The following is a 19404-nucleotide window of genomic DNA, read 5'->3' on the forward strand; positions in this document are numbered from 1 at the left end:
GTTCGGATTTAGGGGGATGGAAGATGAAGGAAAAAATACTTTCCTACTTCGAAATAGAAAAATTGAACACCACGGTAAAACGTGAGGTACTGGCAGGATTTACAACATTTATCTCAATGGCTTATATCTTATTTGTAAATCCAACTGTATTAGGTGCTTCTGGAATGGATGAAGGAGCAGTGTTTACTGCGACTGCATTAGCCAGTGCGATCGGCTGTATTTTAATGGGGGTATTAGCCCGTTATCCAATTGGAACGGCACCTGCTCTTGGGATCAATGCTTTTTTTGCTTATTCTGTTTGTTTAGGAATGGGGATTCCATGGGAAACAGCATTAGCCGGCGTATTCGTTGCTTCTTTGATTTTTATTTTGATCACAATCTTCAAGCTGCGGGAAATGATCATTGATGCGATCCCAGCAGATTTAAAATATGCGATTTCTGGCGGTATCGGTCTATTTATTGCTTTCCTTGGTCTGAGCGAAGGTGGGATCATCGTTTCGAATGAATCTACATTAGTAGGATTAGGATCACTCAACGTTGGTTCTACTTGGTTGACGATTTTTGGATTAGTCGTAACTGCTATCTTGCTTGTTCGGCGTGTACCAGGTGGCATCTTCATCGGGATGGCAGCTACAACGATTTTAGGTCTGGTCACAGGTTTGATTCCAATGCCTTCTGAAATTGTTGCCGCAGCACCAAGTTTGAAACCAACATTTTTAGTTGCATTAAAACATGTAGGGGACATCAATTCTCTTCAAATGTGGGTCGTAGTGCTGACATTCTTGCTTGTGACTTTCTTTGATACAGCAGGAACTTTAGTTGGATTAGCAAATCAAGCAGGTTTCATGAAAGACAACAAGATGCCTCGCGTAGGGAAAGCTTTAGCTTCTGATTCAACAGCTATGCTTGCGGGTTCCTTATTAGGTACTTCTCCTGTTGGTGCATTTGTAGAATCATCAGCTGGTATCGCCGTTGGAGGACGTTCAGGTATCACAGCTATTACTACAGGGATTTTCTTCTTGTTAGGCTTGTTCTTTTCTCCATTACTATCAGTTGTTACTTCACAAGTAACTGCACCAGCATTGATTATGGTAGGAGTATTGATGGCACAATCTTTGCGACAAATCGAATGGGGAAACTTAGAGATTGCGATCCCTTCATTCTTGATCTTGATCGGCATGCCTTTGACTTATAGTATTTCAGATGGGATTGCATTAGGTTTTATCTTCTATCCAATTACCATGTTAGCAGCTAAAAGAGGAAAAGAAGTATCTCCAATCATGTATGGTCTGTTTTTTGTATTCGTGGGATTCATGTGGATATTGAATGTGAAATAAAGAGGTTGTGAAATCAGTGTTCTGGCCTGAGTATTAGAGAAAAAACGAAAAAATAGTTTCTTATATTTTGCCGTTTTTTGAGCTAATACCAAGGGACAGCTGAGTGAACACCGTTTATAAAGAAGTTGTGAAATCAGCATTCTTCCCTGCATAAATCAATCCTTTCAAAAAACAGTTGAGGAAATTTCCTCAGCTGTTTTTTTGTTTTATTCTGTTACCGATAACAAGGTGCAATAGCTATTTGAAAGCGTTACAATTTTTAGTGAGAGAGACTAAAATAAATGATTAAGCAAAAAATAGAAACATCCATTTATAGGAGGAAAATCATGGAACAAAAATGGTGGCACCATTCAGTTGTTTATCAAATCTATCCAAGAAGTTTTCAAGATTCAAATCAAGATGGTATTGGAGATTTGCGGGGGATTATTTCCAGGTTGGATTATCTGGCGTATTTAGGTATTGATGCAATTTGGCTTTCTCCAGTATACGAGTCTCCGAATGATGACAATGGGTATGATATCAGTAATTATCAAGCAATCATGGCAGAATTCGGTACGATGGAAGAAATGGAAGAACTGATTGAAGAAGCAAAGAAAAGAAATATCCGTATCATAATGGATCTGGTGGTGAATCATACTTCTGATGAACATCCGTGGTTCATTGAGGCCCGTAAAAATAAAGAAAATCCTTATCGGGACTATTATATTTGGCGTGATCCGGTCAATGGAAAAGAGCCTAATAGATTGCGCTCAATATTCAGTGGTTCTGCTTGGCAGTTGGATGAAAAAACGGGGCAATATTTTCTGCACTTGTATAGCAAGCGTCAACCTGATTTGAATTGGAAAAATAAACAGGTTCGCCAAGAGATTTATCAAATGATGAATTTCTGGATCGATAAAGGTATTGGTGGCTTTCGTATGGACGTGATCGATATGATTGGCAAAGAACCGGATAAAGAAATCACAAGTAATGGACCTAAACTGCATGAGTATCTTCAGGAAATGAATCAAGCAACTTTTGGTGACAAAAATCTGATGACTGTTGGCGAAACATGGGGAGCAACTACCGAAATCGCTAAACTTTATTCCAATCCTAAAAGAAATGAATTATCCATGGTCTTCCAATTCGAACACATAGGATTAGATCAGCAAGAAGGCAAAGACAAATGGGATTTGAAACCCTTGAGTATCTCTGAACTGAAAAAAGTATTATCCAAATGGCAAACATCTTTAGGTGATGAAGGATGGAATAGTTTATTTTGGAATAATCACGATCTTCCGCGAATTGTTTCTCGTTGGGGAAATGACGATGTGTATCGAAAAGAAAGTGCCAAGATGTTTGCTATCTTGATCCATATGATGAAAGGCACCCCTTATATCTATCAAGGAGAAGAGTTAGGCATGACGAATTGCCCAATCGATGATATCGCGGAAGCAAAAGATATTGAGACAATCAATATGTATAACGAAAGGATTTCTTCTGGATTTACAAAAGAGGAAATCTTGGAATCAATCAATGCGAAAGGAAGAGACAATGCTAGGACGCCTATGCAATGGAACGCCCGTGAATATGCTGGGTTTACTACTGGAATTCCATGGCTTCGAGTCAATCCAAATTATAAAGAAATCAATGCAGAAGAAGCGTTAGCAGATCAAGATTCTGTTTTTTATATGTACAAGAAATTGATTGATTTGCGTAGAAAACATGACATCATCGTCTGGGGAGACTATGAATTAGTGGAAAAGACGCCTGAGCATGTCTTTGCCTATTCTCGCATATATGAAGACCAGCAATGGCTCGTTATTTGTAATATGTCCAGTGAAAAGCAGACGTTCACTGTTCCACGTGAAGCTTTAAGGGTTATTGTGTCAAATTATCCTCTGAAACAGTTACCAGACGGCAAAGTCGAGTTACGACCATATGAAGCATTTGTGGTGGAAGTAAATAAAGAAAAGCTTATTTGATTGAAACGTATTACCGAGAGGTTGTGACACATTTTTTGTCACAACTTCTTTTTCTCAAAACTAAACAGAAGAGGCGGTCATTATTACGAGTTTTTTGACAAAAAATAAAAATCATACTATGATATGTACGCCAATGGAGGGGATGAAATGGAAAAGCCAATTGAAAAAGCGTTAGATGAATGTCTTTTCTTTAGCGTGAAAAAGCTAGATCGCATGTTGAATAAATTAGCTGATGAAGCGTTTAGAAGGACAGGTCTGGCACCAACTTATGGTTTTATTTTATTGATATTAAAAGAAAAAGATGGAATACCACAAAAAGATATTGCACAAATGCTCTATTCCGCCCCATCAACGATTGCTCGTTTTGTTGAAAAATTAGAATATAAAGGATACGTCAAAACAGTTAGCGAAGGTCGCTTGTCATTAGTTTATCTTACAGAACAAGGACGCCAATTTGCTAAGGAAGTCGATGGTAGCTGGGAAGAACTTCATCAGTCATACAAAGCAGTTTTGGGAAATGAAGCAAGTAAAGAATTAGCCCAGACAATGAATGATGCAACAGATAAGTTACAAAAAAAATAAAATTTTTTAAGCAAATTAGTTGCATGTACAACTAATCGAGTGGTTTAATGATAGATGATTCTCGATAGGTTAATCAGAGCGAATTATGGGAGGAATGACAATGTCACAATTTGATCAATCAATTACTTTACCTTCAGGAGTTCAATTGAAGAACCGATTGATGCTGTCGCCTATGACGACACAACTCAGCTTTTTCAATGGAGTGATCACCGAAGATGAGATCACTTATTATAAACAACGTTCTAAAGGTCTTGGTGCTGTTATTACTGGTGCTGCAAATGTCCAAGATATCGGAAAAGGCTGGCCAGGTGAACTCAGCATCGCTCATGATGAAATGATTCCTCGGTTAAGTGAGCTAGCGAAAGCAATCCAAGGAGAAGGCGCAAAAGCGATTATTCAGATTTTCCACGGTGGACGAATGACAAGTCGAGCAACTTTATCTGGAGAACAGCCTGTATCTGCAAGTGCAGTTGCAGCAAAACGTCCTGATGCGGAAACACCACGAGCAATGAGTGAAGAAGAAATCGTTGAAACAATCCAAGCATTTGGCAAAGCCACACGTAGAGCGATTGAATCAGGATTTGATGGAATCGAGTTGCATGGAGCAAATACGTATTTGATCCAACAATTTTTCTCTCCGCATTCGAATAGACGAGAGGATCAATGGGGCGGTAGCTTGGAAAGTCGTTATCGTTTTATTGAAGAATTATTAACAACGATTTTCTCAGCGGTTGAACAATATGCTAAAAAACCATTCATCGTAGGGTATCGTTTCTCACCAGAAGAATATGAAACACCAGGTATCCGTTTTGAAGACACGATCTGGCTTCTTGAACGATTACGTGAGTCAAAACTAGATTATCTGCATGTTTCATTAAATATGTATGATCGAATAGCTCGTTCTGATAAATACAACGATAAATCGATTCTTGAAGTGGTCCATAACACGATTCAAGGAAAGATCCCTTTAGTTGGTGTCGGTGGGATCCGCAATCGCGAAGATGTAGAGCAGGTATTGAAATATGCAGAACTTGCAGCAATTGGACAGCAAATGATCGTCGATCCTGACTGGGCAGAGAAATTATTGGAAAACCGTGAGGATGAATTTGTAACGAAACCCTTCGAAGAAGCATATAAAGAGCTTTATTTGCCAAGTCCATTATATAATTTCTTGAAAGCACGTTATCAATAACGCAATTTTTATAGAAAGAGGATGGGAAAATGAAAGTATTGATCGTATTAACAAATGTAGAAAAGTACGAAAAGATCGAGCGTCCTACAGGTTTGTGGTTAAGTGAACTGACTCATTTTTATGATGTATTAGTAAAAAATGGGATCGATGCAGATTTTGTCAGTCCTAAAGGCGGATATGTACCTTTAGAACCGCAAAGTGTTTTGAATATGGATGAAATCGATTGGGCCTATTATAAAGATGAAGATTTCAGAAATCGGGCCTTGGGAAATACCTTACGTCCTGATGATGTGGATGCAAATGATTATGCAGCGGTTTATTATGCTGGTGGCCACGGAACAATGTGGGATTTTCCAGAAGCAATAGATCTTGGGAAAGTCGCTTCACAAATCTATCGAAATGAAGGGCTGGTCTCAGCTATTTGTCACGGTGTTGTAGGATTGTTGCCAGTTACAGATGAGTCTGGAAAATCTATTTTAGCTGGACGTACAGTGACTGGGTTCAGTAATGAAGAAGAGGAAGCAAATGGTACAACGAATGAAGTACCATTCTTAGCAGAAGATGCTTTGAAAGAAAAAGGAGCAAACTATCAGTCTGGTGGAGCTTTTTCAGAAGTGGTTCACATTGATGGGCGGCTTCTTACAGGGCAAAATCCTCAATCTGCTCATCAATTAGGCGAAGCAGTTGTTGAAGCATTAAAGAATTAAAAATTATTAGCATAAAAATGATGTGTCTATTCTAACTATTACATTACACACACTAAAACTCGTCTTTTCGTTCTTTTCTGTTTCCTATTTGGACAGAGGTACGTAAAAGGCGAGTTTTTTTCTTTTATAAGAGTACATTTTTTGAAACATCTCTTCAGAAATGATACTCTTCAATTAGGTCCACTAGTATATTATTGAGAAACAGACCTAGAACACGGTATGATGGAGAGGGTTGATTCTGCTGCATCGCTATGTATCATAAGGTTGAAAGCGAGTTATGAATACTGTGTTTTCTGATTGAGAAGTTAGCAGTAGAACACCTTATAAGAAAGAGGAATGCAGATGAACATTGTAATTGTCGGCGGGTCGTTTGCAGGGATTCATGCGGCTATTTATCTTCGCCAATTGATGCCAACAAGTGAAATATATTTGATTGAAAAGCAATCGAAGTTAGGATGGATTCCCAGCGGGTTCAATTTGATATTAAAAGGAAAGGTTACCAGTGAAAAACAACTTTCTTGGATCACGAAAGAAGAACTGACTGACCGCTATCGAATCCATGTTTACACAGAAAAGACAGTAATAGGATTGAAAGAAAAAAAAGTCGTTTTAGCAGGAGGAAAAAAATTGGATTTTGATCGTTTGATTCTAGCGACTGGTTCAAATCAAAAGTTTCGAAATATTTCTGCAGAATCAACGCTTATTCACCCAGTTAAAAAGATACAAAACGTAACGGCTCTTCAGCAAAAGATCATGAATGCAAAGAAAATTGCAATTATTGGTGCAGGACAAGCAGGAATCGAAATAGCTGAAGGTTTGGCATCAAGAAAAAAACAAATCCATCTTTACGAAAGCCGAAAGTCAATTCTTTTTCGTTATCTAGATCCTGAAATGACAGAACCGTTAGTAAAGGAAATGAAAAATCAAGGGCTTTCACTTTTTTTAGAAGAACAAGTTGTGTCTTTGACTGAAAATGAAACCGCTATTGTAGAGACGGAAAAAAGAAAGGAGAACTATGATCTTGTTTTGCTGGCTAATCATTCTCGCCCCGACAATCAGATGTGGGAAGAACAATTAACATTGAATGATGATGGAACGATCTGGGTAGATGACTACTTGCAAACGTCTCAAAAAGACGTCTATGCGATTGGCGATGCGATCCAAGTAACTTTTCGTCCAACAAATGAAAAAATGTATGTTTCTCTAGTAAATAACGCTGTCCGTACAGCACGAAATGTCAGCAAGACAATTAGTGGCTCACAGACAAAGGATCAGGGAACCTATCGTCCAGTCGGCAATCAGTGGTTTGGCTATTTCTTAGGAAGCGTAGGTTTGACAGAAGAAGAGAGCATTTTTTATCCCAAAAAAATTGAAACAGGATACGTAGAATACAAGCTTACAGCAATAAATCAAAGCAAAGTTAAACTCAAATTTCTATTTGATTCTGAAAAAAAGATTCTTGGAGTACAGCTCCAAAGCAAAAAAGAGATGTTCCACCTTCTTGACCAACTGACAATTGCAGTAGAAGAAGGATGGACGTTTGAACAGTTAGAAGAACATGAGCTATTTTTCCAGCCAGAATACCGTGTGCCAGATATGGTGTGGTCAAAGGTGGCGAATACTGCCTATGAAGATTGAAGCATTATTAGAAAGAAAAGAGCAGTTACAGATCCTGATTTTGCGAAACCTTGTTCTACAAGGGGGAACAGCCTCTATCAATGGTTTGAGAGAGCATGTCCAACTGTCAAAAGCCTCGTTTGATCAATATTTGGAAGATATTGAATTGATTGGCCGAATGATGGAAAAAAAAGTAGAAGTACAGCGAAATGAGTATCAGGCGCTGCTGGTGTTGGACGAAGATGTAAGTTTGGAAAAAATTCTATTGTTTTTATTGCAGGAAAGCTTGAAGTTTAAGATGCTCGTCTATTTATTAGAACATCAGCAAGTATCCATCGTTCGATTAGCGACAGCGTTTAATATCAGTGAGTCTTCTATTTTTCGAAAGATCAAAGAATTGAACCAGCTCTTAGAGGAATTTGGATTACAAATCAAAAACGGTCAATTATACGGAGAAGAGCTACAGATACGATATTTTTATTATGAATTATTCCAATATATCCCGGAAGATCAGCGACCGCTTTTTTTGCAAAATACACCAGAAAAAAGACCGTTCATTCTAGGATTGGACCGTGTATTAGAAACAACGTTTACGGCATCAGCAGAAGCACAGATTGCTTGCTGGCTCGGGATTACGAAAAAAAGACTATTGAATGAAAAAAGTACGTACGCAACTTTGAAAGAAAAGAAATTACTCTATCAGTCGGACCGGCTTTATCAAGCAATCGATCCAATCATCGTGATGCATCTTAGTCGAACAGCAGCAGAACTGAATGTATACGAAACAATGATGTTTTACAGCTTTTTTGTTTCTTTTTCGATAGTAGACGAAGAAATATTTTATCAGTATGATTTGACACGGAGCAAAAAGTTACCAACTGCTGTTTTAGATACTTACATTCGGGAAACGATGCTATGGCATTATCGTCCTCGTCGTTTGAAAATCAAAGAAGAAAAGGCAGTAGGCTACCAAATTTCCCAGATCAACAATGAATGGTTTTTCTTTGTTGGAAAGATCGAAGTCTATGAGCGTGATCGGCTTTTGGAACAGCAGCAGAAAATGCTCGGGCATTCCTTAACACAGTTACTGGCGAAATTACAGGAAACAGCGGTGCAGCAATTGCCGAGGAAAAGAGCTGAAGACAGTGAGCTTAGTTACCTGATGATCCAGTATGCCAATGTTCTTTTGATGATCGATTTTTATATTGCAAAACCAGTAGTGATTGGAATCGATTTAGAAAGTCTGCCGATTTATCGTATTGCTTTTCAACAATATCTGATCAGAGAACTGAGGGGAATCGGCGGTATTGAGATTGGAAGTTATGAAGAAGGTAAAGAATATGATTTGGTAATCACATTTTGCCAGAGAAACAAAAAACAGTGTGAATATTATCTGTCAGAATTTGCGTCACCTTACGACATTATTCGATTGAAAAGAAGAATAGAGACGCTGAAAAAAGAAAAGAATTGATTAAAAAATAGCTTCATAATAAAAAACTGTCAAAAAAAGAAAAAAAGAATAAAATTTTGACAGTTTCTTTTTTTAAAACAGTAGTATGATAAGAGTAGTTAAAGAAAGCGTTTGCATATAATGGAGGGAATCACAATGACAGAATCAACGTATATCATGGCGATTGACCAAGGTACAACTAGCTCACGAGCAATTATCTTTGACAAGAAAGGAAGACACATCGGCAGTTCTCAAAAAGAGTTCACGCAATATTTCCCGCAAGAAAGTTGGGTGGAACATGATGCAAATGAAATCTGGAATTCTGTACAGTCAGTTATTGCCGGAGCGTTCATCGAATCAGGTATCAAACCAAATCAGATTGCTGGGATTGGCATAACGAACCAGCGTGAAACAACAGTAATATGGGAAAAAGATACAGGACGTCCAATCTATCATGCAGTTGTTTGGCAATCCAGACAGTCAGCTGGAATTGCAGATAACTTAAAAAATGAAGGCTATCAAGAATTTTTCCACGAAAAAACAGGGTTAGTGATCGATGCCTATTTCTCAGCAACGAAGATACGCTGGATTCTTGATCATGTAGAAGGCGCGCAAGAACGAGCTGAAAAAGGCGAATTGATGTTTGGAACGATCGATTCTTGGTTAGTATGGAAACTGACCGATGGACAAGCACATGTTACTGATTACTCGAATGCCAGCCGGACGATGTTGTTCAATATCCATCAGCTAGATTGGGATCAGGAAATTTTGGATTTATTGAATATTCCTCGAGTGATGTTACCAAAAGTTACTTCTAACTCAGAAGTTTATGGTTATACGCAAGGTTATCATTTTTATGGAAGCGAAGCACCAATTTCAGGGATGGCAGGAGACCAGCAAGCCGCATTATTCGGACAAATGGCATTTGAGCCAGGTATGGTCAAGAATACTTATGGTACAGGTTCATTTATTGTCATGAATACCGGTGAAAAACCGCAATTATCCAAAAATAATTTATTGACGACAATTGGTTACGGCATAAATGGAAAGGTTTACTATGCTTTAGAAGGAAGTATTTTTGTGGCTGGTTCTTCGATTCAATGGCTGAGAGATGGACTTCAAATGTTGCAAAAAGCTAGCGATTCAGAAGACGCAGCGAAACGCTCTACAAGCGAAGATGAGGTTTATGTTGTTCCTGCATTCGTTGGGCTAGGTGCTCCTTATTGGGATCAGGCAGCACGAGGGGCTATGTTTGGCTTGACACGTGGTACGACAAAAGAAGATATCATTAAAGCTACTTTACAGTCGATTGCTTATCAAGTGAGAGATATCATCGATACGATGCAAGATGACACTGGAATCAAGATTCCTGTATTGAAAGTAGATGGCGGTGCAGCAAACAATGAATATCTGATGCAATTCCAAACAGATATCTTGAATGTACCGATCCAACGAGCAGAAAACTTGGAAACAACGGCGCTAGGGGCAGCATTTTTAGCAGGATTAGCTGTCGGTTATTGGAAAGATACAGACGAGATCCGCGAATTTTATGAAGCTGGCAAGCTATTTGAAGTTCAAATGGAGGAAGAGCGCCGAGAAAAACTTTACAACGGTTGGAAAAAAGCAGTAAAAGCTACCCAAGCATTTGAATAAGGAGGAAATCCATATGTTTTCAAACAAGACAAGACAAGATAGCATTCAAAAAATGCAGCAAGAAGAATTGGATCTGTTGATCATCGGTGGCGGAATCACTGGTGCCGGTGTGGCAGTCCAGTCAGCAGCATCAGGAATCAAAACAGGATTGATCGAAATGCAGGATTTTGCAGAAGGGACTTCCTCTCGCTCGACCAAACTTGTTCATGGCGGTATTCGTTATCTGAAGACATTTGATGTGGAAGTAGTAGCTGACACAGTTGGTGAACGTGCAGTCGTACAAAGTATTGCCCCACACATCCCAAAACCAGATCCAATGCTTTTGCCAATCTATGAGGGCGAAGGAGCAACAACCTTCAATATGTTCTCGGTCAAAGTAGCAATGGACCTTTATGACAAACTGGCAAATGTGACAGGAACCAAATATGAGAATTATACGCTGACACCAGAAGAAGTATTGGAAAGAGAACCGTTTTTGAAAAAAGAAGGGCTAAAAGGCGCGGGTGTCTATCTAGATTTCCGCAACAATGATGCCCGTTTAGTGATTGATAACATCAAAAAGGCTGCCGAAGATGGGGCTTATCTAGTAAGTAAAATGAAAGCGGTTGGCTTTTTATATGATGGCGATCAAATCGTTGGCGTCAAAGCTCGTGACCTGCTGACAGATGAAGTGATCGAAATCAAAGCAAAATTAGTGATCAATACGAGTGGTCCTTGGGTAGATAAAGTACGAAACTTGAATTTTACGCGTCCAGTCTCTCCTAAAATGCGTCCAACTAAAGGGATCCATTTAGTTGTAGATGCGAAAAAACTGCCTGTACCGCAACCCACATACTTCGATACAGGAAAGCAAGATGGGCGGATGGTTTTTGCTATTCCAAGAGAAAACAAGACTTACTTTGGTACGACAGATACGGATTACCAAGGAGATTTTACGGATCCGAAAGTCACACAAGAAGATGTAGATTATCTATTGGATGTGATCAATCATCGCTATCCAGAAGCAAATATCACATTGAAAGATATCGAAGCAAGCTGGGCAGGACTTCGTCCACTGTTGATTGGTAATTCTGGTTCTGATTACAATGGTGGAGATAATGGATCGATTTCAGACAAGAGCTTCAATAAAGTTGTCGATACAGTAAGTGAATATAAGGAAAACAAAGTTTCTCGTGCTGAAGTAGAAGACGTGCTGAACCATTTGGAAAACAGCCGTGATGAAAAAGCACCTTCTACGATTTCCAGAGGTAGTTCTTTAGAAAGAGAACCAGATGGTTTGCTGACTTTATCTGGCGGGAAAATCACCGATTACCGTAAGATGGCAGAAGGAGCTTTGCGATTGATCCGTCAGCTGTTAAAAGAAGAATACGGAATAGAGACGAAAGAAATCGACTCTAAAAAATATCAGATTTCAGGTGGAAACTTCGATCCAACTAAATTAGAAGAAACAGTGACAGAATTGGCAAAAGAAGGAGTAGCAGCCGGCTTAGAGGAAGAAGATGCTACTTATATCGCTGATTTTTACGGGACTAATGCTCGACGTATCTTTGAATTAGCAAAAGAAATGGCACCTTATCCTGGTTTGAGTCTCGCTGAGTCAGCTCGGTTACGTTATGGTTTAGAAGAAGAAATGGTTTTGGCCCCAGGCGATTATCTCATTCGTCGTACAAATCATCTGTTGTTTGAACGAGATCAGCTGGATGAGATCAAGCAACCTGTGATCGATGCAATTGCTGGATATTTTGAATGGACAGAAGAGGAGAAGGCGCAACAGACTAAACGTTTAGAAGCATTGATTGCAGAATCAGATCTGCGGGAACTAAAGGGGGAGAAATAAATGAACAGTGATATGACTCAAATCATGGGGGAGTTTATTGGGACACTGATCCTAGTTTTGCTTGGAGATGGTGTGTGTGCGGCTGTGAATTTAAACAAAAGTAAAGCACAGGCTTCTGGCTGGATTGTCATCGCATTTGGTTGGGGACTCGCTGTAACAATGGCTGTCTATATTTCTGGATTCATGGGCCCAGCTCATTTGAATCCTGCAGTCTCTCTAGCTATGGCGATGACAGGGGCAATTAGTTGGAATCTTGTCGTTCCTTTCATCATTGCGCAAGTTTTAGGAGCTTTTGCAGGGGCCATTCTTGTTTGGCTTTCTTATTTGCCACATTGGAATGCAACGAAAGATGAAAGCGCGATTTTAGGCACGTTTGCAACAGGTCCTGCTATACGGAATTATCCAGCAAATGTGATCACAGAATTAATTGGTACATTTGTATTAGTTCTTGGGTTGCTAGCTTTTGGACAAAACGAATTTGCACCTGGAACGAACGTATTCGCTGTAGGTGGATTAATCTTGGCAATCGGTCTTTCATTAGGAGGGCCAACAGGATATGCAATCAACCCTGCTCGGGACTTTGGTCCTCGATTAGCTCATGCGGTATTGCCAATAGCTAATAAAGGTACTTCAGATTGGGCATATTCATGGGTACCAATCGCAGGTCCAATGATCGGAGCAATTATCGCGGTAGGTGTCTATTCATTAATGGTGTAAATCTATAAAACATACTAAAGTTTGACAACCAAAATATGTCTTGCTATAGTTAAGTGGAAAATAAATAAGACCTAGAAGAATGGGGTATGTTTTGTGAGTGTAGCTGGTATCTAATCAGTAAGTCGAATAGCCAATAAACAAAGTTTATTTGGTGTGCTTATGAAACGGTACCTGTCAGGAAAACAATATCTTTGTATTCTAATAAGGATAGGACATGACTTTTTTAAGCTGTGTTCTATCCTTTTATTTATCTCTAGGCCCTTATTTATTTTGGGACAGGTATCTCTTCAAGAAAAGGAGAGAGTATGAACAACGAAATGATTAGTCAATTACAATTTGATCGGATCAAAAAGGAAATTCAAGCAAGAGCGATTGGAAACTATAGCAAAAAACGAATCAGCGATATGACGGTCTCGACAAACCTACAAACTGTCTTGGATCGTCAAGAAGAAACAAGAGAAGCACGCTTGATCTTAGAAAGCAGTCAGCATGTTCCATTTATGGGGTTGCCGAGGATCGATGCACTGACAGAACAAGTCAAAAAAGGGTTGATTCTGCAGCCAACCGATTTGATCGAATATGCGGATTTTCTTAGAAGCAGTCGGATGATCACAAAGTTTTTTGATAAGAATCAATACCAGACACCCTTGTTGTTTGCTTATAGCAAACATCTTCCTGATTTGATAAATGTAGAAGAGTTGATTGACCAGAAAATAAAAAATAATAAAGTCAGTGACGACGCGTCACGTAATTTGCGTAAAGTACGCAAACAATTGCAACTAATCGAAAAAGAAATCCAGTCAAAATTGCTGAAATTCTTGCGTCATCCGAAAAACAAAGAAATGATCCAAGAAGCAATGATTGTTCAAAAAGGCGAATACTATACGATTCCTATCAAAGCCAGCTATAAAAATAAAATAGATGGAACGATTATCGATGAATCAAATAAAAGAACGACGGTTTTTATTGAACCAACTGTGATTTCTAAATTGAATGAACGCTATCAGTTGTTAAAAGCTGAAGAAATCAGTGAAGAATATCAAGTCCTGGCGGCATTGACTGGTGCTATCGCAGAAAACGAAGAAGTGATCGATTTATTGATCGAAACGATCACGGTGTTAGATATCATCTTTGCTCGGGCAAAAGTTAGCCGAGAAATCAATGGAATCACACCTAGAATCAATAAATCAGAACATATCATTATCAAGCAAGGCAGACATCCATTTTTACCTGAGCATGCGGTACCATTGGATGTTGAAATCGGTAAAGACTATCGAGGCTTGATTATCACCGGAGCAAATGCCGGAGGCAAAACAGTCGTGTTGAAGACGGTCGGTTTATTGACTTTGATGGCGATGTTCGGTATGCAAGTTCCGGCAAAAGAAGGGACAGAGCTTGCTGTCTTTGATGAGATTTTCGTCGATGTCGGTGACCACCAAAATTTAGAAAATGCGTTGAGTACATTTTCTGGTCATATGCAAAACATCGCTGCTATTTTGAAAAAGATAAAAAGGAATACGTTGGTACTTTTAGATGAGATTGGCAGTGGAACAGAGCCAAATGAAGGGGCTGCACTAGCGATCGCAATCATGGAATCTATATATGAGCAAGGGGCATTGATCATTGCCACGACCCATTATGGAGAAATCAAGAAATTCGCCGGAGATCATGAAGATTTTGTGCCGGCTGCTATGGCTTTCGATCGGGAAGCACTTCGTCCTAAATATCAGTTGCGGGTTGGAGAAACAGGAGAAAGCCAAGCTTTGTGGATTGCTCATAAAATGGATATGTCGATGAAATTGATCCATCAAGCAGAGCGTTACTTGGCGGAAAAAGCCTATCGGACACAGAAAAAAGAATTTCTTCCTAAGACAGCAGTTACAAATAGGAAGGACAATAAAAAAGAACGCCAGCTCTTTGCAAAAGGTGATCGGATATTTGTCAATGAATACCAAAAAGAAGCGTTAGTTTATGAAAATATAGGTGAAGATACGATTGATGTATATTTAGACAAAAAAATAATCCACGTGCCTCGTCAGCGTGTTCGTCTGGTGCGTTCAGCAGAAGATCTGTACCCGACAGGTTACGATTTAGACAGTCTGTTTATCGATTATAAAACACGTAAACGGCAGCGTGACCTAGAGCGAGGATCAAAAAAAGCTCATAAAGTACTAGTAAAAGAAATGCGCAAACGACAGGAAGAAAGAAGAGTAAACGATGAAAACAGCAAGTGATTATCTCAAATTAGCTCATAATATCAGTGGCTGTAAAGAAAAATAAAAACAGTGAAATCATTGGTTTTATTCCCCGTGTAAGCTAAAATAAAAAGAAAAGAGTGCTGAGGAGGTGGGGCGATAAAATGAAATTAAGCACAGACTGGCGTAAAGAAATACAAACGATTCCGAATCTTTTATCGATATTCCGTATTTTTTTGCTGCCGATTTATCTTTATTTTGTGCTGAGACAGTCATTTTATATAGCAGGAGCGGTCATTGTTGTCTCAGGTTTGTCTGATTATCTAGACGGGGTCATTGCTCGGAGATATAATCAGGTAACAGACTTAGGGAAGGTGCTTGATCCGTTTGCAGATAAATTGACACAACTTTTTCTGATTTTGTCTATGGCATGGTATCGACCGTGGCTTTGGCCGTTGTTTGGTCTATTCTTGATAAAAGAAGGCTTTATGTTTGTAGCTGGATTAATCGGGCTATCTAAAAATATCAAATTAAGTGGAGCGAAGTGGTATGGCAAAGTAGCGACTGCTGTCATCTATGTTGGCATGATCCTTTTGCTGCTTTTCCCAGAATTACCAACGCTGTGGGTGAGAGTCATTTTTGCCGTCATCACTTACGGTCTTTTACAATCTTTTGTCTTGTATGCTGTCGAGTACCGAAAGATGTTTCAAAGAAAATAAAAAAGGGGTGTGACCTATGTCGCACTCCTTTTTTTGATAAATAGACTCCCAGTAGCTACTTCTCGATAATAAGCCAACCAAACCAAAAACAGGAGAAGTTGTTTTTGAAATTATTTCTTGTGATTCGGAGTTAAATGGTAGGCTCACAACCTCTGGATAAACGGTATTCAAAAGCCAGTTTCTCGGTATTAAGCCAAATTTATGCAAAAATGTAGAAAGCCATTTTCACAAAATTTTTCTTAATACTCGAAACTAAGCGACTTTTTCACAATCTCTTCCTTAAACGGTGTTCAATCAGCTGACCTTCGGTATTAGCTCAAAAAACGGCAAAATATGAGGAGCTATTTTCCCGTTTTTTTCTCTAATACTTAGGTCAAACCGCTGATTTCACAACCTCTTCCTTAAACGGTGTTCAAAAGCTTGCATCTGCGGTAATAAGCCCAACCAAACGAAAAATATGAGAAGCTATTTTTGTTTGGCTGTTCTTATTACTTGATGCAGGACAGCTTTTTCACAACCTCTGATTCACGGTTTTCCAGAAGTAGCTTCTTCGAAAAATAAGCCGAAATTTCACAAAAATATGAGAAGCAATTTTCGTAAATTCCTTCTTATTTCTTGAAGCTGATCACTTCTGTCGCAACCTCTACTGACTAAGGCTTGATATAAGCATAACCTTGGGATTGCAGTTCAACTAAATCAAGGACACCTGCTGGTACAACGATTACTTGTTCAGGTAAAGAACTTTCTGAAATATGATTAGCACGCATAGCATTGGCGCAAGCGTGAAAAACGACTCCTTGCAAATCTAAGAATTCTGCATTGGCAGAGTCTAGATAACCGGTAATCGCGATGCCATTTACAGATACGACAATCGTCGTTTCTGGAGAAGCTTTTATCAGGTTTTTTACGTTTTTCCCTGTTTCTGACCATTTTTCTAATTCATCAATATGGAAAACGACTTTCATTGAAATCATTCCTTTACTTTTTAATAATCATCTTGATCGCTTGTTCTAGTTTAGCCGCTTGTTCTTCTGGATTACTATCAGGTTTCTCAAAGCAATTTTTCAGATTATCTGCAACGATCATGCCCATTACGCGATCAATACTAGAACGAACAGCGCTTAATTGAGTGATGACATCCATACATTCTTTTTCGTCTTCGATCATTTTTTGGATACCACGAATTTGTCCCTCTGTACGTTTCAAACGGTTCAGGATATTTTTATTATCAATCTCCATAACACATTCTCCTCTATTTTTATAATTAGATAATACCCCTTATCGGTATTTTATGCAAATATAAAAAGTAGTGAAAAAAATGAAGAGTCATTTTGGTTGACATATTAATAAAGCTCCTGTTTAATATACCCCATGAGGTATTTATAAAAATGTAAATGAGGTGCAGAAAATGAATTTGCTATTTCAATCAATAAAATCGATAACAGTCCCAGAATTAAAGGAAAAGCTTTTGGAAAATCCAGCGTTACTTGATGTTAGAACACCTGAAGAATACCGGGGCGGGCATATAAAAGGAGCTAAAAATGTTCCATTACAAAGTATAAACAGATATGATGGAGACAAAGAAAAGACCGTCTATGTGATTTGTCAATCAGGGATGAGGAGTAAACAAGCAGCTAAAGAATTAAAGAAATCTGGTTATGCTGTAGTGAATGTACGTGGTGGCATGAATCAATGGTTTGATCGAACAGTAGGAGGGAAATAAGATGAAAATCGTTATTGTCGGAGGTGTAGCAGGTGGAATGTCTGCTGCTACACGGCTTCGCCGATTAATGGAAGATGCAGAAATCGTTGTTTTTGAAAAAGGACCGTATGTTTCTTTTGCAAATTGCGGCTTGCCTTATTATCTTTCGGGAGAAATCAGTGAACGGGAAAATCTTCTTGTCCAAACGCCAGAATCATTATCCGCTCGTTTTTGTTTAGATGTGCGTCCAAATCATGAAGTGACAGCCATCTTTCCCGAAAACAAAACGGTAGAAGTCGTACATGAGGGTCAAAAACACATTGAACAGTACGATGCATTGGTTTTATCTCCTGGTGCAAAACCAGTTGTTCCATCGATTCCAGGGATAACAGAAGCCGACAATGTTTTTTCTATTAGAAATGTACCAGATATCGATAAAGTGATACATGCATTAGAAAAACAGCCAAAGCGTGCCGTGATCGTTGGTGCAGGATTCATCGGATTGGAAATGGCAGAAAACCTAAAAAGAAGAGGTTTAGAAGTCATGGTGATCGAACAAGCACCACATATTCTTCCGACGCTGGATGAAGAAATGGCAGCTTTTATAGAAAAAGAATTGTCTCATCAAGGAGTAGAAGTGATTACTTCTCATGCTGTCGCTGGATTTGAAGACCACGGGAAACGATTGCGACTGGATGATGGGCGTACCATCCCTGCTGATTTAGTTATTTTATCCATTGGTGTTCGTCCTGATAACCAGCTAGCAGTGACTGCTGGAATCGAATTAGGTACACGCGGGGGTATCCTAGTAGACGAACGATATCAAACGAATATTCCTGATATTTATGCGGTGGGGGATGCTATCGTTGTAAAACAGCAAATCACTGGAAAAGATGCACTTATTTCTCTTGCTTCACCAGCCAATCGTCAAGGTAGACAAGTTGCGGACACGATTTCCGGAATTTCTCGAAGAAATCAAGGCGGTATTGGAACAGCAATTATACGAACGTTTGGAATGACTGCCGCATCCACCGGTTTAAGTGAAAGAACAGCCAAAGAAAACGAACTGTCTTTTGAAGTCATTCATGTATCAGGAAAAGATCATGCAAGCTATTATCCAGAAGCAACAGATATTTTACTGAAGTTGATCTTCCATCCAGAGACTGGCGAGATTTATGGTGCACAAGGTGTTGGGGCAAAAGGTGTGGATAAACGGATCGATATTTTAGCAACAGCAATCAAAGGGCATTTGACGATCTTCGATTTACCGGAATTAGAATTGACGTATGCACCGCCATTTGGCTCAGCCAAAGATCCAGTAAACATGCTAGGATATGCAGCAATGAACATTGTAGAAGGGCTTAGTGAAACCGTACAATGGCATGAATTGCCGACAGAATTAGCAAAAGGAAAAATTTTATTAGATGTGCGAACAGCAGAAGAATTGGAAAAAGGCAAATTCAAGGAAGCCAAACATATCCCTTTGAATGAACTTCGAGACCGATTAGATGAATTAGACAGCCAGCAAGAATATATCGTCAGCTGTCATAGTGGACTACGTAGCTATCTAGCGGAAAGAATCTTGAAGCAGTCTGGCTACCACGTAAAAAACCTTGATGGTGCATTTTCTTTATATCAAACTGTCCGACCAGAAGAACTGATATATCCTAACAAATGATACTCGTTAAAAAGCTTGCATTCGACTCTTAAAAGAGGTAAACTAATCGGTTCC

The 19404-nt window shown here is 39.1% G+C and carries 16 protein-coding genes; 14 read left to right on the forward strand and 2 right to left on the reverse strand.

Annotated elements, in window-relative coordinates; genetic code table 11:
• Positions 1-23: 23 nt before the first annotated feature.
• From IGJ87_RS01660 to IGJ87_RS01715, 12 genes are all read left to right on the forward strand, one after another.
• Positions 24-1337, forward strand: coding sequence for an NCS2 family permease (locus IGJ87_RS01660; protein WP_002328310.1), 1314 nt, complete (start codon positions 24-26; stop codon positions 1335-1337).
• A gap of 326 nt (positions 1338-1663) precedes the next feature.
• The gene (locus IGJ87_RS01665) at positions 1664-3301 is read left to right on the forward strand and encodes a glycoside hydrolase family 13 protein (RefSeq protein WP_038811361.1); all 1638 of its coding nucleotides are present in this window, start codon (positions 1664-1666) and stop codon (positions 3299-3301) included.
• Between the two features lie 147 nt (positions 3302-3448).
• Positions 3449-3883, forward strand: coding sequence for a MarR family winged helix-turn-helix transcriptional regulator (locus tag IGJ87_RS01670; protein WP_002294674.1), 435 nt, complete (start codon positions 3449-3451; stop codon positions 3881-3883).
• Positions 3884-3983: 100 nt separating this feature from the next.
• Complete coding sequence (locus IGJ87_RS01675) at positions 3984-5075, forward strand: NADH-dependent flavin oxidoreductase (protein ID WP_002328733.1); 1092 nt, start codon at positions 3984-3986, stop codon at positions 5073-5075.
• Positions 5076-5104: 29 nt separating this feature from the next.
• Positions 5105-5782, forward strand: coding sequence for a type 1 glutamine amidotransferase domain-containing protein (locus IGJ87_RS01680; RefSeq protein WP_002328734.1), 678 nt, complete (start codon positions 5105-5107; stop codon positions 5780-5782).
• Positions 5783-6124: 342 nt separating this feature from the next.
• On the forward strand, positions 6125-7420 hold the full coding sequence (locus IGJ87_RS01685) for an NAD(P)/FAD-dependent oxidoreductase (protein WP_038811357.1): 1296 nt from the start codon (positions 6125-6127) through the stop codon (positions 7418-7420).
• Positions 7410-8870 (forward strand): helix-turn-helix domain-containing protein, encoded by a 1461-nt coding sequence (locus tag IGJ87_RS01690; protein ID WP_002327498.1) that lies wholly within the window; start codon positions 7410-7412, stop codon positions 8868-8870. Before IGJ87_RS01685 ends, IGJ87_RS01690 begins: the two co-directional genes overlap by 11 nt.
• A gap of 135 nt (positions 8871-9005) precedes the next feature.
• Positions 9006-10502, forward strand: a complete 1497-nt coding sequence (gene glpK, locus IGJ87_RS01695; protein WP_002294668.1) for a glycerol kinase GlpK — start codon at positions 9006-9008, stop codon at positions 10500-10502.
• Positions 10503-10515: 13 nt separating this feature from the next.
• The gene (gene glpO, locus IGJ87_RS01700; protein ID WP_002317521.1) at positions 10516-12339 is read left to right on the forward strand and encodes a type 1 glycerol-3-phosphate oxidase; all 1824 of its coding nucleotides are present in this window, start codon (positions 10516-10518) and stop codon (positions 12337-12339) included.
• Positions 12340-13056: an MIP/aquaporin family protein gene (locus IGJ87_RS01705; RefSeq protein ID WP_002292560.1), complete on the forward strand. Its 717-nt coding sequence runs from the start codon at positions 12340-12342 to the stop codon at positions 13054-13056.
• 305 nt (positions 13057-13361) lie between these two features.
• On the forward strand, positions 13362-15290 hold the full coding sequence (locus IGJ87_RS01710) for an endonuclease MutS2 (protein ID WP_002328736.1): 1929 nt from the start codon (positions 13362-13364) through the stop codon (positions 15288-15290).
• A 125-nt stretch (positions 15291-15415) separates the two neighbouring features.
• Complete coding sequence (locus tag IGJ87_RS01715; RefSeq protein ID WP_038811352.1) at positions 15416-15970, forward strand: CDP-alcohol phosphatidyltransferase family protein; 555 nt, start codon at positions 15416-15418, stop codon at positions 15968-15970.
• 650 nt (positions 15971-16620) lie between these two features.
• On the opposite strand, the gene IGJ87_RS01720 is transcribed toward IGJ87_RS01715, so the two are convergent.
• Together IGJ87_RS01720 and IGJ87_RS01725 are read right to left on the reverse strand one after the other, a co-directional pair.
• Complete coding sequence (locus IGJ87_RS01720) at positions 16621-16935, reverse strand: DsrE family protein (RefSeq protein WP_002321527.1); 315 nt, start codon at positions 16933-16935, stop codon at positions 16621-16623.
• A 13-nt stretch (positions 16936-16948) separates the two neighbouring features.
• On the reverse strand, positions 16949-17209 hold the full coding sequence (locus tag IGJ87_RS01725; protein WP_002294653.1) for a metal-sensitive transcriptional regulator: 261 nt from the start codon (positions 17207-17209) through the stop codon (positions 16949-16951).
• A 169-nt stretch (positions 17210-17378) separates the two neighbouring features.
• Between IGJ87_RS01725 and IGJ87_RS01730 the strand changes: the two genes are divergently transcribed.
• Complete coding sequence (locus IGJ87_RS01730; RefSeq protein WP_002328738.1) at positions 17379-17693, forward strand: rhodanese-like domain-containing protein; 315 nt, start codon at positions 17379-17381, stop codon at positions 17691-17693.
• A 1-nt stretch (position 17694) separates the two neighbouring features.
• The gene (locus IGJ87_RS01735) at positions 17695-19350 is read left to right on the forward strand and encodes an FAD-dependent oxidoreductase (RefSeq protein ID WP_104775319.1); all 1656 of its coding nucleotides are present in this window, start codon (positions 17695-17697) and stop codon (positions 19348-19350) included.
• Positions 19351-19404: the final 54 nt, after the last annotated feature.

The organism is Enterococcus sp. DIV1411a, from assembly GCF_050531945.1.
GTDB lineage: Bacteria > Bacillota > Bacilli > Lactobacillales > Enterococcaceae > Enterococcus_B > Enterococcus_B faecium.